At 71.8% G+C, this 12,743-nt stretch carries 12 protein-coding genes and 1 pseudogene; 8 read left to right on the plus strand and 5 right to left on the minus strand.

Annotated elements, in window-relative coordinates; genetic code table 11:
- Positions 1 to 4 precede the first annotated feature (4 nt).
- From ACIPPS_RS29060 to ACIPPS_RS29080, 5 genes and pseudogenes are all read left to right on the plus strand, one after another.
- Positions 5 to 765 (plus strand): annotated as a pseudogene (locus tag ACIPPS_RS29060) (SDR family NAD(P)-dependent oxidoreductase).
- 98 nt (positions 766 to 863) lie between these two features.
- Positions 864 to 1,988 carry an LLM class flavin-dependent oxidoreductase gene (locus ACIPPS_RS29065; protein WP_401437991.1) on the plus strand — a complete coding sequence of 375 codons (1,125 nt, stop codon included), beginning with the start codon at positions 864 to 866 and terminating at the stop codon, positions 1,986 to 1,988.
- Positions 1,989 to 2,146: 158 nt separating this feature from the next.
- Positions 2,147 to 3,886, plus strand: a complete 1,740-nt coding sequence (locus ACIPPS_RS29070) for an amidohydrolase family protein (RefSeq protein WP_401437993.1) — start codon at positions 2,147 to 2,149, stop codon at positions 3,884 to 3,886.
- The gene (locus ACIPPS_RS29075; protein ID WP_401437996.1) at positions 3,883 to 5,334 is read left to right on the plus strand and encodes an aldehyde dehydrogenase family protein; all 1,452 of its coding nucleotides are present in this window, start codon (positions 3,883 to 3,885) and stop codon (positions 5,332 to 5,334) included. The genes ACIPPS_RS29070 and ACIPPS_RS29075 overlap by 4 nt, the downstream gene beginning before the upstream one ends.
- 247 nt (positions 5,335 to 5,581) lie before the next feature.
- The gene (locus ACIPPS_RS29080; protein ID WP_401437999.1) at positions 5,582 to 7,153 is read left to right on the plus strand and encodes an APC family permease; all 1,572 of its coding nucleotides are present in this window, start codon (positions 5,582 to 5,584) and stop codon (positions 7,151 to 7,153) included.
- A gap of 115 nt (positions 7,154 to 7,268) precedes the next feature.
- On the opposite strand, the gene ACIPPS_RS29085 is transcribed toward ACIPPS_RS29080, so the two are convergent.
- The 4 genes from ACIPPS_RS29085 to ACIPPS_RS29100 all read right to left on the minus strand — a co-directional run bounded on the left by ACIPPS_RS29085 (position 7,269) and on the right by ACIPPS_RS29100 (position 9,440).
- Positions 7,269 to 7,490: a hypothetical protein gene (locus ACIPPS_RS29085; RefSeq protein ID WP_401438002.1), complete on the minus strand. Its 222-nt coding sequence runs from the start codon at positions 7,488 to 7,490 to the stop codon at positions 7,269 to 7,271.
- 103 nt (positions 7,491 to 7,593) lie between these two features.
- Entirely contained in the window at positions 7,594 to 8,070 is a 477-nt protein-coding gene (locus ACIPPS_RS29090; protein ID WP_401438003.1) for a carboxymuconolactone decarboxylase family protein, read from the minus strand.
- 177 nt (positions 8,071 to 8,247) lie between these two features.
- Entirely contained in the window at positions 8,248 to 9,000 is a 753-nt protein-coding gene (locus ACIPPS_RS29095) for a GNAT family N-acetyltransferase (protein ID WP_401438006.1), read from the minus strand.
- Positions 8,997 to 9,440, minus strand: coding sequence for a nuclear transport factor 2 family protein (locus tag ACIPPS_RS29100; RefSeq protein ID WP_401438008.1), 444 nt, complete (start codon positions 9,438 to 9,440; stop codon positions 8,997 to 8,999). Before ACIPPS_RS29100 ends, ACIPPS_RS29095 begins: the two co-directional genes overlap by 4 nt.
- An 82-nt stretch (positions 9,441 to 9,522) precedes the next feature.
- Here ACIPPS_RS29100 and ACIPPS_RS29105 point away from each other — a divergent pair, with 82 nt between their 5' ends.
- Entirely contained in the window at positions 9,523 to 10,056 is a 534-nt protein-coding gene (locus ACIPPS_RS29105; protein ID WP_401438011.1) for a GNAT family N-acetyltransferase, read from the plus strand.
- 1 nt (position 10,057) lies between these two features.
- Here ACIPPS_RS29105 and ACIPPS_RS29110 read toward each other — a convergent pair whose 3' ends face one another.
- Entirely contained in the window at positions 10,058 to 11,533 is a 1,476-nt protein-coding gene (locus ACIPPS_RS29110; protein WP_401438014.1) for a CehA/McbA family metallohydrolase, read from the minus strand.
- Positions 11,534 to 11,634: 101 nt separating this feature from the next.
- On the opposite strand from ACIPPS_RS29110, the gene ACIPPS_RS29115 reads away from it, so the two are divergent.
- The gene (locus tag ACIPPS_RS29115) at positions 11,635 to 12,468 is read left to right on the plus strand and encodes an LLM class F420-dependent oxidoreductase (RefSeq protein WP_401438017.1); all 834 of its coding nucleotides are present in this window, start codon (positions 11,635 to 11,637) and stop codon (positions 12,466 to 12,468) included.
- A gap of 42 nt (positions 12,469 to 12,510) precedes the next feature.
- The gene (locus tag ACIPPS_RS29120) at positions 12,511 to 12,732 is read left to right on the plus strand and encodes a hypothetical protein (RefSeq protein ID WP_401438019.1); all 222 of its coding nucleotides are present in this window, start codon (positions 12,511 to 12,513) and stop codon (positions 12,730 to 12,732) included.
- The last annotated feature ends 11 nt before the right edge of the window (positions 12,733 to 12,743 follow it).

The raw sequence follows: 12,743 nt of genomic DNA on the forward strand, positions 1-12,743 counted from the left end.
GCGCATGGGCAAGCTGGACGGGCGGGTCGTCGTCGTCACGGGCGCGGCGCGCGGGCAGGGCGAGCAGGAGGCGCGGCTCTTCGCCGCCGAGGGCGCGCGGGTGGTCCTCGCGGACGTGCTCGACGGCCCCGGCGAGGCGCTGGCCAAGGAGCTGGGGGAGGAGCGGGCGGTCTACGTCCACCTCGACGTGACGAAGGAGGAGGAGTGGACGGCGGCGGTCGCCGTCGCCAGGGAGCGGTTCGGCCGGATCGACGGGCTCGTCAACAACGCGGGGATCCTGCGCTTCAACGAGCTGGTCGCCACCCCCTGGAGGAGTTCCAGGCGATCGTCTCCGTCAACCAGGTCGGCTGTTTCCTGGGGATACGGACGGTGGCGCCCGAGATCGAGGCGGCCGGCGGCGGCACGATCGTCAACACCGCCTCGTACACCGGCGTGACGGGCATGGCGGGCGTCGGCGCGTACGCGGCCACCAAGCACGCCGTCCTCGGGCTCACTCGCGTCGCGGCCCTGGAGCTGGCGGCGAAGGGGATCCGGGTCAACGCGGTCTGCCCGGGGGCGATCGACACCCCGATGAGCAATCCGGAGGGCGTGGACCCGGAGGCGACGGCGGGGCTGTACCGGAAGCTCGTGCCGATGGGGCGGATCGGGAAGCCGCAGGAGGTGGCGGCGCTCGCGCTCTTCCTGACCGCCGACGACTCCTCGTACATCACCGGCCAGCCCTTCGTCATCGACGGCGGCTGGCTGGCGGGGGTCGCTCTGTTCTGACGGGTCGTCAGCTATTGACTGGCCGGGCACCCGGTGCGAAAGTCGGGCACATCGAGAATCTGACGGTACGTTAGAAACAACGAGGACGGTGAACCCCCTTGGAATTCGGGATCTTCGTACAGGGATACGTCGGCAAGCGCGCCGAGACCGATCCCGAGGCCGAGCACAAGGCACTGATGGAGGAGACCGAGTACGTCATCCAGGCGGACAGGTCCGGTTTCAAGTACGCCTGGGCGTCCGAGCACCACTTCCTGGAGGAGTACTCCCACCTCTCGGCGAACGACGTCTACCTCGGCTACCTCGCTCACGCGACCGACCGGATCCACCTCGGCTCGGGCATCTTCAACCCCCTCGCGCCGGTGAACCACCCGGTCAAGGTCGCCGAGAAGGTCGCCATGCTCGACCACCTCTCCCAGGGACGGTTCGAGTTCGGCTCGGGGCGCGGGGCGGGCTCCCACGAGATCCTCGGGTTCATGCCGGGCATCACCGACATGAACCACACGAAGGAGATCTGGGAGGAGACGATCGCCGAGTTCCCCAAGATGTGGCTCCAGGACGAGTACGTCGGCTTCCAGGGCAAGCACTGGTCCCTGCCGCCGCGCAAGGTCCTGCCCAAGCCGTACGGGAAGTCCCACCCGGCCATGTGGTACGCGGCCGGCTCACCGGCCTCGTACGCGATGGCGGGCAAGAAGGGGCTCGGCGTCCTCGGCTTCAGCGTGCAGAAGGTCTCCGACATGGAGTGGGTCGTCGAGTCGTACAAGACGGCGATCAAGGAGGCCAAGGCGGTCGGCGACTTCGTCAACGACAACGTCATGGTCACCTCGACCGCGATCTGCGCCGAGACCCACGACAAGGCCGTCGAGATCGCGGTGAGCGGCGGGCTCAACTACCTCCAGTCGCTGCTCTTCCGCTACCACGACACCTTCCCGCGGCCCGAGGGCATCCCGGAGTGGCCGGAGCTGCTCCCGGAGTACAGCGCGGAGATCATCGAACTCCTCATCGCCGAGGAGCTGATGATCTGCGGCGACCCGGAGGAGGTCCTCGGCCAGTGCAAGCGCTGGGAACAGGCGGGCGCCGACCAGCTCTCCTTCGGGCTGCCGATCGGGATCTCGTACGAGGACACGATGAACTCGATCAAGCTGATCGGTGAGCACGTGATCCCGAAGATCGACACGGACCCCGTCCACCGCACCACCCGCTTCCGCGGGGCTGCGGGAGCCTGACGCCCCCCGCCCCCACCGGGTGGGCGCGGGCGTCGGTGAAGCGCGGGGCGGTGTCTTCCCGGACCGTCGTCCCGTTACCGGCCCCGGTCGGAGGCACCGCAGCCGCGGCCGGCTGCACGGCCCCCGGCCGGGGCAGTCCACGTGATGAAGGGACACCCATGCTCGACCACCTGATCAAGGGCGCCACCGTCGTCGACGGGACGGGCGCCCCCGCACGCGTCGCCGACGTCGGCCTACGCGACGGGCGGATCGTCCTCGTCGCCGAACCCGGCACCGTCACGGAGGCCGCCCGCACCTCCGAGGACGCCACCGGCCTCGTCCTCACCCCCGGCTTCGTCGACCCCCACACCCACTACGACGCCCAGCTCTTCTGGGACCCCTTCGCCACGCCCTCCATGAACCACGGCGTCACCACCGTCGCCGGCGGCAACTGCGGCTTCACCCTCGCCCCGCTCCACCCGGACCGGCCCGAGGACGCCGACTACACCCGCCGCATGATGTCCAAGGTCGAGGGCATGGCCCTGAAGGCCCTGGAGGAGGGCGTCGACTGGAGCTGGTCCTCCTTCGGCGAGTACCTCGACGCCCTCGAAGGACGGATCGCCGTCAACGCCGGCTTCATGGTCGGCCACTGCGCCCTGCGCCGGTACGTGATGGGCACCGACGCCGTCGGCGGCCGGCCCACGCCCGAGCAGCTCCGGCGGATGACCGACCTCCTGCACGAGGCGATGGAGGCCGGCGCCTGGGGTCTGTCCACCACCCAGTCCTCCACCCACTCCGACGGCGACGGCGCCCCCGTCGCCTCCCGGCACGCCACCCCCGAGGAGCTCATCGCGCTCTCCCGGGCCGTCGGCGAGCACGAGGGCACCCAGATCGAGGCGATCCTGGCCGGCTGCCTGGACCAGTTCTCCGACGACGAGATCGACCTCTTCGTCGACATGACGGCCGCCGCCGGACGCCCCCTGAACTGGAACGTCCTCACCATCGACGCCGCCGTCCCCGAACGCGTCCCGCGCCAGCTCCTCGCCTCCGAACGCGCCCGCAAGTCCGGCGGCCGGATCGTCGCGCTCACCATGCCGATCCTGACCCCCATGAACATGTCGCTCGGCACGTTCTGCGCCCTCAACCTCATCCCCGGCTGGGGCGAGATCCTGGGCCTGCCGGTCCCCGAGCGGATCGACCGGCTCCGCGACCCGGACGTACGCGCCGAGATGCTGCGCCGCGCCGACTCCAAGGAGGCCGGTGTCTTCCGTCGCCTCGCGCGCTTCGGCCGGTACGTCATCGGGGACACGTACTCCCCGGAGAACGAGGGCCTCACCGGGCGGGTCGTGAACGACATCGCCGCCGAGCGCGGCCAGGACCCCTTCCAGTGCCTCGTCGAGATCTGCGCCAACGACGACCTGAAGACCGTGCTGTGGCCCATGCCCTCCGACAACGACCCGGCCTCCTGGGCGCTGCGCCGCGAGACCTGGGAGCACGAGGACGTGATGCTGGGCGGCTCCGACGCCGGCGCGCACCTGGACCGCATGTGCGGCGCCCCCTACACCACCCGCTTCCTCGGCGACTGTCTGCGCGGCCGGCGGCTGCTCCCGCTGGAACAGGCGGTGAAGAAGCTCACCGACGACCCGGCCCGGCTCTTCGGGCTGCGCGAGCGCGGCCGGATCGCCGAGGGTTTCCACGCCGACCTGGTCCTCTTCGACCCCGAGCGGATCGACGCGGGCCCGGCGACGCTGGTGCACGACCTGCCCGGGGACAGCCCCCGGCTCGACTCGCGGGCGATCGGGATCGTCTCCGTCCGCGTCAACGGCGTGGAGACCATCCGCGACGACGAGGTGACCGGCGCGATCCCCGGCCGGGTGCTGCGCTCGGGCCGTGACACGAGGACGGTGTCCACCAGGTGACCCAGCGACTCTTCATCGACGGCGAGTGGGTCGAGCCCGACGACGGGCACTACGAGGTGGTCGACCCGGCCACCGAGGAGGTCGTCGGCCTCGCGCCCGAGGCGAGCACGCGCCAGGTGTACGAGGCGGCGGACGCCGCCCGGGCGGCCTTCGCGACCTGGTCCCGTACGAAACCGGAGGAACGGGCCGCGATCCTCGACCGGGCCGCGGAGCTGATGGCCCGCGACGCCGAGGCGAACGTGGCGCTCGCACGCGCCGAGACCGGCGCGACCACCGGCACCGCGCGCGGGATGCAGGTCGCCGTCGGCGCCGCACGGTTCCGGCGGTACGCGCGCGGCGCCCTGGAACCCGTCGAGCAGGCCCTGCCGCCGCAGATCAACGAGGCCGGGCCGATGGGCAGGGCCGGGGTGTTCGGCGCGGTGGCGGTGCGCCGCCCGGTCGGCGTGGTCACCTGCATCACCTCGTACAACAACCCCTGGGCCAACGCGGCGGGCAAGATCGCCCCGGCGCTCGCGATGGGGAACACGGTCGTGGTCAAGCCCGCCCCGCAGGACCCGCTCTCCGTCTTCGCGATGGCCCGGGCCCTGGCGGAGGCGGGGGTCCCGGCGGGTGTCGTCAACGTGGTCACGGGCACGGGCACCGCCGTCGGCGAGGCGGCCGTCGACTCGCCCGCGGTCGACATGGTCTCCTTCACCGGCTCCACGGCCGTGGGACAGCGGATCGGCGAGGTCTGCGGACGGGAGCTGAAGCGGCAGCTGATGGAGCTGGGCGGCAAGGGCGCGGCGCTCGTCCTCGACGACGCCGACCTCGACGCGGCCGTGCTGGGCATCGGCACCACCTTCTCCTTCTACAGCGGACAGATCTGTACGGCCCCGACCCGGGTGCTCGCCCAGCGCGGGATCTACGAGCAGCTGATCGAGAAGCTCACCGGCTACCTCGGCTTCATGAAGGTCGGCGACCCGGCCGCCCAGGGCACGGTGGTCGGCCCGGTGATCTCGGCGGCCCACCGCGACCGGGTGGAGTCGTACATCGAGCTGGGGCGGAAGGAAGGGGCCAGGGTGGTCGCGGGCGGTGAGCGCCCGGCCATGGAGCGGGGCTTCTACGTGGCCCCGACACTGCTCGCCGACTGCACGAACGAGATGCGGGTGGTCCGGGAGGAGATCTTCGGCCCGGTCGTCGTGGTGGTCCCCTTCGACGACGAGGAGGAGGGGATCGCGCTGGCGAACGACAGCGACTACGGGCTCCTCGACTACGTCTGGTCGGGGGACGTGGCCCGCGCATTCCGTATCGCGGCCCGGCTGCGGGCGGGTGGCGTGGGGGTGAACACGATCGGACGGAACATGGAGGCGCCGTTCGGCGGGTTCAAGAAGAGCGGTGTGGGGCGGGACGTGGGCTCCTACGCCCTGCACGCGTACAGCGAGACGCAGGCGGTGGTCTGGCCGGGCTGACCCTCCGCCCGCGCGGCTCGGAAAATACCTCGGGAAAATTTGGAAACGGACATTTGGGGCGGAGCTGCGGTTCCCGTATATCGGACAGCGTCTGAGACACCTACCAATCGGTCGGTGGGACCGGGTGGTCGATCTTTCAATCAATGCCGAGAGGCTCTGTCACCCTCTCAATGCAAGGTGGAGATCGACCAAAGTCCCGGACTTGCGTCCTCCGGATATGGAAACCGCAGCATTTAACGTCCTGTTCATGACTCAGGTGGAAGCACGGCCCCAGGCCGGAGACACGGTAAGGGGCGTCACCGCCCCGGCCGACAACAACGGCGTTCGCACCAAGGGCCTCGGCGGGAACTCCGTCGGGCTGATGGGCAGTGCCGTCATCGGCATCTCGACGGTCGCCCCCGTCTACTGTCTGACCTCCACGCTCGGCTCCACGGCCGGCGAGGTCGGACTCCAGATGCCCGCGATCTTCCTCGCCGGCTTCCTCCCGATGCTGCTCGTCGCCTTCGCGTACCGCGAGCTCAACCGGGTCATGCCCGACTGCGGCACCTCCTTCACCTGGACGGTGAAGGCCTTCGGCCCCAGGATCGGCTGGATGTGCGGCTGGGGCCTCGTCATCGCGACGATCATCGTGCTCTCCAACCTGGCCGGCGTCGCGACCTCCTACTTCTGGCTCCTCGCCGGTGAGATCACCGGCAGCGAGTCCATCGCCGCCCTGGACGACAACAAGGCCGTCCACATCCTCACCTGCCTCGCGCTCATCGCGGTGGCCACGGCGATCAGCTACCGCGGCATGACCGCCACCAAGGGCGTGCAGTACGCCCTCGTCGGCCTCCAGCTCGTCGTCCTCGCGCTCTTCGTCGCGATGGCCTTCCAGAAGGCCGGCAGCGGCACCTTCGACACCGGGCTCTCCTTCTCCTGGTCCTGGATGAACCCGTTCGCGGTCCAGTCCTTCGCCGCCTTCACGGCCGGCCTGTCCCTCTCGATCTTCATGTACTGGGGCTGGGACGCCTGCATGGCGACCAACGAGGAGACCACCGGCTCGACCAAGACCCCCGGCCGCGCCGCGCTCATCGCGATGCTCGTCCTGGTCGGCTCCTACCTCGCCACCGGCGTGGCCGCGCAGATGGCCGTCGGCTCCGGCGACACCGGACTCGGCCTGGCCAACCCGGAGACCTCCGACAACGTCTTCGCGGCCCTCGCCGGCCCGGTCATGGGCCCCGCCCTCGGCATCCTGCTCTTCGTCGCCGTCCTCGCGTCGGCCGCGGCCAGCCTCCAGACGACGTTCATCCCGGTGGCCCGCACGGTCCTCGCGATGTCGACGTACGAGGCGCTGCCCGCCTCCTTCGCCAAGGTCCACCCGCGCTTCAAGGTGCCGGGCAAGGCCACGATCATCGCGGGCGTCGCGACCGGCGTCTTCTACACCGTGATGACCCTGGTCAGCGAGAACGTCCTGGTCGACACGATCTACGCGCTCGGCCTGATGATCTGCTTCTACTACTCGCTGACCGCCTTCGCCTGCGCCTGGTACTTCCGCAAGGAGCTCTTCCGCTCCGGCCGGGACTTCCTCTACAAGGGCCTGTGCCCGGTCCTCGGCGGCGTCCTGCTGACCGCCGTCTTCGGCAAGACGCTCTACGACATGTGGGACCCGGCCTACGGCAGCGGCTCCTCGGTCCTCGGCGTCGGCTCGGTCTTCGTGATCGGTGTCGGACTGCTGCTCGTCGGCTTCGTGATCATGTTGGTCATGCAGCGCAAGAGCCCCGCGTTCTTCCGGGGCGAGGTGCTGACGAAGGAGACCCCGTCGCTGGTGGTCGCCGACTGATCGTGCCCGTGCCGTCCGTCTGAGTCGTGACAACGCGAGGTGGCGGGACCCGAAAGGGCCCGCCACCTCGCGTTTTTCCGTCCCCGCGTTCTCCGTCCCGGCTGATCCGGTCGTGTCAGTGCCCGGGCAGGAGTCCTTCGACCGTCGCGTTGGCGGCCGGCATCCGGGCGTCCGAGCCCGGCTTCGCCCCGGGGCCCAGGAGCCCGTTCAGCGGGGCGACGGAGGGCAGGTGGGCGTTGCCGAGGTCGGTGGTGGTGTCGGCGACGGCGGAACCGGCGGCGCCGAGGCTGCCCGCGAGGGCAAGACCGGTCAGGGCGGCGGTGAGCATCTTCTTCATGCCCGCACCAACGAGCCCGCCCCGGGCAGGTGATGCCCCGACGGGCGGCCCCCGCCGTTCGGGTGGGTCGCGCCTGGTCCCCTGGGCCCAGGGGCGGGCCTCGTCAGAAGCCCGCGCCGGCCGGCTGTCGGATGGTGACGTTGATGCGGTTGAACAGGTTCGTGAGGCCGACCATCAGGATGATCGAGGCGAGCTGCTGCTCGTCGAAGTGGTCGGCCGCCGCGTCCCACACCGGGTCCGGCACGGCGTCGGAGGTGTCCGCGAGGCGCGTCGCGTGCTCGGCCAGCGCGAGTGCGGCCCGCTCGTCCTCGGTGAAGTACGGCGCCTCGCGCCAGGCCGCGACGGCGAACAGCTTCTCGTCGCTCACGCCGGCCTTCCGGGCGCTCTTGACGCCGTAGTCGACGCAGAAGCCGCAGCTGTTGATCTGGCTGGCGCGCAGGTGGACCAGCTCCAGCGTCGACTCCGGGACACCGCCCTGGCGGGCGGCCTTGACCAGCTTCTGGATGGCGGCGCCGGCCTCGGGCAGGACGTAGGCGGGGTTGGTCATCCGGGGGGTGATCTCGTGCGCGTGCTTCTGCATGGCGGTCGCTCCTTCAGCGGTCCGTGGGGCCGGTCCTTGTCGTTGCCTTCACCGCACTGACGGACCGCGCGACGCGGGTGTGACACGAACCGAGAAGTTTCTTTCGCGGAGACCGTCCCCGGCGACGAGACCGCCCCCGGCGAAGGGCCCGCCCCCACGATCGGCCCGCCCCCGCGATCAGCCCGCCTCGGCGATCAGGGCCGTGCCGACCCTGCGGAAGCCGAGCCGGCCGTAGAGCCGGGCCACGCTCTCGTCCGTCGCCGACAGGAAGACCGTCTCCACCCCGCCCGCCCGCGCGTCCGCGACCAGGGCGGCGGTCACCGCGAGGCCCAGGCCCCGGCGGCGCGCGGCCGGCAGGGTGCCGACGCCGACGACCTCCGAGACGGCCCCGACCGGCTGGTGCTGCCCGGCGGAGAGCGCGGTGCCGTCCGCGTCCAGCGCGGCCGCGAGCCGGGCGAGGCCCGCCCGGACGCGGACCGCGAGGTGCGCGGCCGCCACGGGCGAGGGCTCGACCCCGAAGGCCGCGTACGGGACGGCGGCGGCCGACGGCAGCCCGGGGTCGTCGAAGTCCATGACCCGGACGGTCACGCCCTCGGGGGCGACGACCGCCGCGCCCTCCCCTTCGAGGACCATCAGCGGGTGCTCGCCGACCACGAGCCCGCTCTTCTCGACGGCCGCCCGCAGCCCCGGGGCCGTCTCCGCGACCCACTCGAACGCCTCGGGCACCCCCAGCTCCCGCTGGCGCGCCCGCACCCGTTCCACGTCGGCGAGCGCCACCTCCCCACCGTGCCCGAGCGCGGGCCGCGCGTAGTACGGCCAGCCCTCCCCCTCCCGCACGAAGAGGGTCAGCGGCCCGAACTCCTCGGCGCGGGCGGCGGATCGGGGGACGGAGTCGTAGTACGTCTCGAGGCGGTTCAGCATGCGGGTCATCCAAGCAGCCGGGCCGGGGGCAGCGCCGGTGGATTTCCCCGCGTCCAGGCGATGAGCAGATCGGCCCGGGACAGGCGCCAGCCGTCGGCGGTGCGGACGAACTCGTTCTCCGTGCGCCCGCCGGACACGAACAGCCCGCCGCCGTCGGCCAGCACGTGGGTGGAGAGCTGGTTGCCGAGGAGGCCGGCACGGTCGCCGTCCACCTCGACGAGGTAGTTGGAGCCGAAGTGGACGGTCCGGTCGAAGAGCCCCATCGCCGTCCGTACGGTCGCGGCGATGGCGTCGCGCCCCCGGGTGGCGCCCGCGGGGGTCGAGCTGGTCGCGTCCTCGGTGAAGAAGGCGGCGGCCCAGTCGTCGCCGAAGGGGCCGCGGTCGTCGAGGGAGCGGAGGTAGCGGTCGAAGAGGCGGGTGATGTCAGCGGTGTCCGTGTCCGTGTTCATGGGAGGAGCCTCGTACCTCCACCAAGGTTGAGGTCAAGTCCCTGTGACATCCGTGGTGGGTGGGGTGCGAGACGATGGATCCATGACCGAGATCCTCACCCCCCGCCTCCTCCTCCGCCGCTGGACCGACGACGACCTCGTGCCCATGGCCGAGATCAACGCCGACCCCGAGGTGATGCGCTGGATCGGCGACGGGTCCGTCCGGGATCTGGAGCAGACCGCCGAGGACATCGAGCGGTGGGAGGAGGAGTGGGACGACGAGGGGTTCGGGCTCTTCGCCGTCGAGCTGCTCGGCTCCGGCGAGCTGATCGGGTTCGCCGGGCTCTCCGTGCCCGCCTTCCTGCCCGAGCTGGCGCACGAGGTGGAGATCGGCTGGCGGCTCGGGCGGCAGTTCTGGGGGCAGGGGTACGCCTCCGAGGCCGCCCACGCCGTCCTGGAGTTCGCGCTCCAGGACCGCGCCCTCGACCGGGTGGTCGCCGTCGCCCACATCTCCAACGAGGCCTCCGAGAACGTCATGCGCAAGCTCGGCATGGTCCCGGAGCGCGAGGCGGACCACCCGGAGTTCGGCGTCCCGCTCCGGGTCCACGCGATCGACCTCAGCGAGTACGAGGGCTGAGTCAGCGCCCCTGCAGGAACACCGGGTTGGTGAAGGCCACCAGGGCGCCCGGCAGCGGCGGCAGCGTCGCCGGGTGCCGTACCTCCGCCCGTACGTAGGAGGCGTAGGCGGCCGTGGTCGTCCACTCCACCGGCCCGCCGGTGGCCTGCGCCGTGTGCAGGACGCCCTGGTCGGTGACGAAGCGGGCCGTGGAGCCCTCCGGGGCGCCGGTGGCCGTCAGCCGTACGGTCACCGGATCGTCCGCCTCCACCCGCAGCCGCTCGCCGATCCCGGCCGCCCGCCCCCGCCCGTCGGTGACCGACAGGTCCAGGGAGACGGCCGAGGACTCCGCGACGTACGACCGGCCGGCGCGCAGGCCCTCCAGGATCGCCTCCCGGCTCAGATCCTCCGCCAGGACCACGGTCTGCGGGGTGCCCACCCGGTCCGGGTCGCGGTGGGCGTCGCTGTTGCCCATCGCCGGGGTCCAGCGACCCCGGGCGAGCGCCGCGTCCCAGCCGGCCAGGGACACCTCGTCGTCCGGGGTGTACGGGCCGTTCCACACCTCGACCGCGTCCGCGTCACCGAAGCCGAACTTCCAGTTGCAGCCGATGCAGGTGGCGTGCGGGTGCGCCGGCACGACCAGGCCGCCGGCCCGGCGGATCGCCCGCGCGAAGTGGCCGAAGCGGTTCTCCCGCGCCCGGTAGCGCCAGTCCACGAACGTGCCCGGGTCCGTGCCGACCGCCAGGACGTGCCCGTTGCGGGTGGTGACCTCCTCGCCGAGCAGGACCAGCAGGTCGTCCCCGCCGAGCTCGGCCCACGCGCCGTGTCCGGCGTGGGTGTTGTGCTCGGTGACGGTGAGGAAGTCGAGCCCGGCGGCGCGCGCGAGCGCGGCGACCTCGGCGGGGGTGCGGCGGCCGTCCGAGTACACGGTGTGCAGATGGCTGTCGCCGCGGTACCAGGCCCGGCCCCGGCCCGCGGCCCGCTCGGGCGGGTGGGCCGGCCGGGCGACGGGCAGGGAGGCGCCGAACCGCAGGGTGACGGTCACCTCGTACGTGAGCCCCTGCGGCGCCACCGTGTACGGCGCGAGCGCCACGGACCAGGTCCCGGCCCGCAGCGGACCGGCGACGTACCCGGGCGTGGCGTCGTCGGTGCGCAGGAAGAAGTCCTTGCGCGCGCCGCCGGACCAGCCCCGGAAGCCCTCCCCGCCGAGCGCGGTGCCGCGCTGGTCGAAGATGCCGATGTCCAGGGCGTTGCCCTGCGTACCGGCGGGGACGGCCGGCCGGTCGTACGTGTACGCGACATGGATCTCGCGGACCCCGCGCGGGATCTCGACCGGGAGGTACACGTAGTCGGGCGAGCCGGGCGGCAGCGTCCCGCCGACCGTCCGCGTGCGGTCGCCGCCCGGAGTGGCGGCCGCGTGCGCGAAGCTCACGGTTCCCAGGGTGAGTGCGGAGGCGACGCTCGTCGTCAGGAGCGTTCGGCGGGTCGGTTCGCTCATGTCCGGCACCCTCCCAGGAAGGCGTGAACTCCCGGACAACGCAAGAGGCCCGACGCGTCGCACCTCTCGGAAATCCCGGCCGCACCCCCTACCGTGCCGCTATGCGGATCTCGACCACGATCTTCCTGACCGACGAGACCATCACGCCCGTACGGCTCGCGCGCGAGCTGGAGCAGCGGGGCTTCGCCGGGCTCTACCTCCCCGAGCACACCCATATCCCGGTCGAACGGACCACGCCCTACCCGGCGGCGGGCACCGAACTGCCTCCGGAGTACGGCCGTACGCTCGACCCCTTCGTCGCTCTCGGCCAGGCCTCCGCCGTCACCGAGCGGCTCCTCCTCGGCACCGGCGTCACGCTGGTCACCGAGCACGACCCGATCGCGCTGGCCAAGCAGATCGCCACCCTCGACCACCTCTCGGGCGGGCGCTTCACCCTCGGCGTCGGCTTCGGCTGGAACAAGGAGGAGGCCGCCGACCACGGCGTGGAGTGGGCGACGCGGCGCGAGCTCAGCCAGGAGCGGATGGGGCTGATGCGCGCACTGTGGGCGGCCGAACCGACGGCGTACGAAGGGGAGTTCGGTGTCTCGGTACGGGCGTCCTACGCCTACCCGAAGCCGGTCGGCGGGGCTCCGCGCATCCTGCTCGGCGGCGCGGCGGGCCCGAAGCTCTTCCGCCACATCACCGCGTACGGGGACGGCTGGCTGCCGATCGGCGGACGGGGCCTGACGCAGTCGATGCCGCTGCTCCGGGAGGCCTGGGAGCAGGCGGGCCGCGACCCGAAGGCGCTCCAGGTCGTCCCGTACGCGGTCCTGCCGAACCCGGGCAAGCTCGCGCACTACGCGGAGCTGGGCTGCGAGGAGGTCGTGCTCCAGCTGCCACCGGCGGACGAGGCGGAGGTGCTGCGGGTGCTCGACGAGTACGCGCGGTACCTGTAGAGCGGCAGGCAGTTCTCATGGAAGTTCTATGAGAGTCGAGGTATGGGCGAATCGACGCACGCTCCCGGCGAGGGGCCCACGCACACCAAGTCGGCCGTCGCCCTGCTCGCCGAGATCGACAGCAGTGGCGGCCACAAGTACGCGCGGGACGCACTCGTGGCTGCGACCGCGCGCGCCGCGCATCCGCCGGTCGTCGTGCTGACCTCCGACCCTGAGGATCTTCAACGGCTCCGCGGGCCGCGTGTCGCCGTACTCAAGACCTGACTGGGCCTCCT

Origin of the sequence: Streptomyces sp. NPDC090127, from assembly GCF_044746945.1 — a bacterium.
Taxonomy (GTDB): Bacteria; Actinomycetota; Actinomycetes; order Streptomycetales; family Streptomycetaceae; genus Streptomyces.

Coding starts and splice junctions, on each gene's coding strand:
- ACIPPS_RS29070 (WP_401437993.1), top strand. CDS start 2,147: ATGCTCGACCACCTGATCAAGGGCGCCACCGTCGTCGACGGGACGGGC.
- ACIPPS_RS29080 (WP_401437999.1), top strand. CDS start 5,582: ATGACTCAGGTGGAAGCACGGCCCCAGGCCGGAGACACGGTAAGGGGC.
- ACIPPS_RS29085 (WP_401438002.1), bottom strand. CDS start 7,490: ATGAAGAAGATGCTCACCGCCGCCCTGACCGGTCTTGCCCTCGCGGGC.
- ACIPPS_RS29090 (WP_401438003.1), bottom strand. CDS start 8,070: ATGCAGAAGCACGCGCACGAGATCACCCCCCGGATGACCAACCCCGCC.
- ACIPPS_RS29095 (WP_401438006.1), bottom strand. CDS start 9,000: ATGACCCGCATGCTGAACCGCCTCGAGACGTACTACGACTCCGTCCCC.
- ACIPPS_RS29100 (WP_401438008.1), bottom strand. CDS start 9,440: ATGAACACGGACACGGACACCGCTGACATCACCCGCCTCTTCGACCGC.
- ACIPPS_RS29105 (WP_401438011.1), top strand. CDS start 9,523: ATGACCGAGATCCTCACCCCCCGCCTCCTCCTCCGCCGCTGGACCGAC.
- ACIPPS_RS29110 (WP_401438014.1), bottom strand. CDS start 11,533: ATGAGCGAACCGACCCGCCGAACGCTCCTGACGACGAGCGTCGCCTCC.
- ACIPPS_RS29115 (WP_401438017.1), top strand. CDS start 11,635: ATGCGGATCTCGACCACGATCTTCCTGACCGACGAGACCATCACGCCC.
- ACIPPS_RS29120 (WP_401438019.1), top strand. CDS start 12,511: ATGGGCGAATCGACGCACGCTCCCGGCGAGGGGCCCACGCACACCAAG.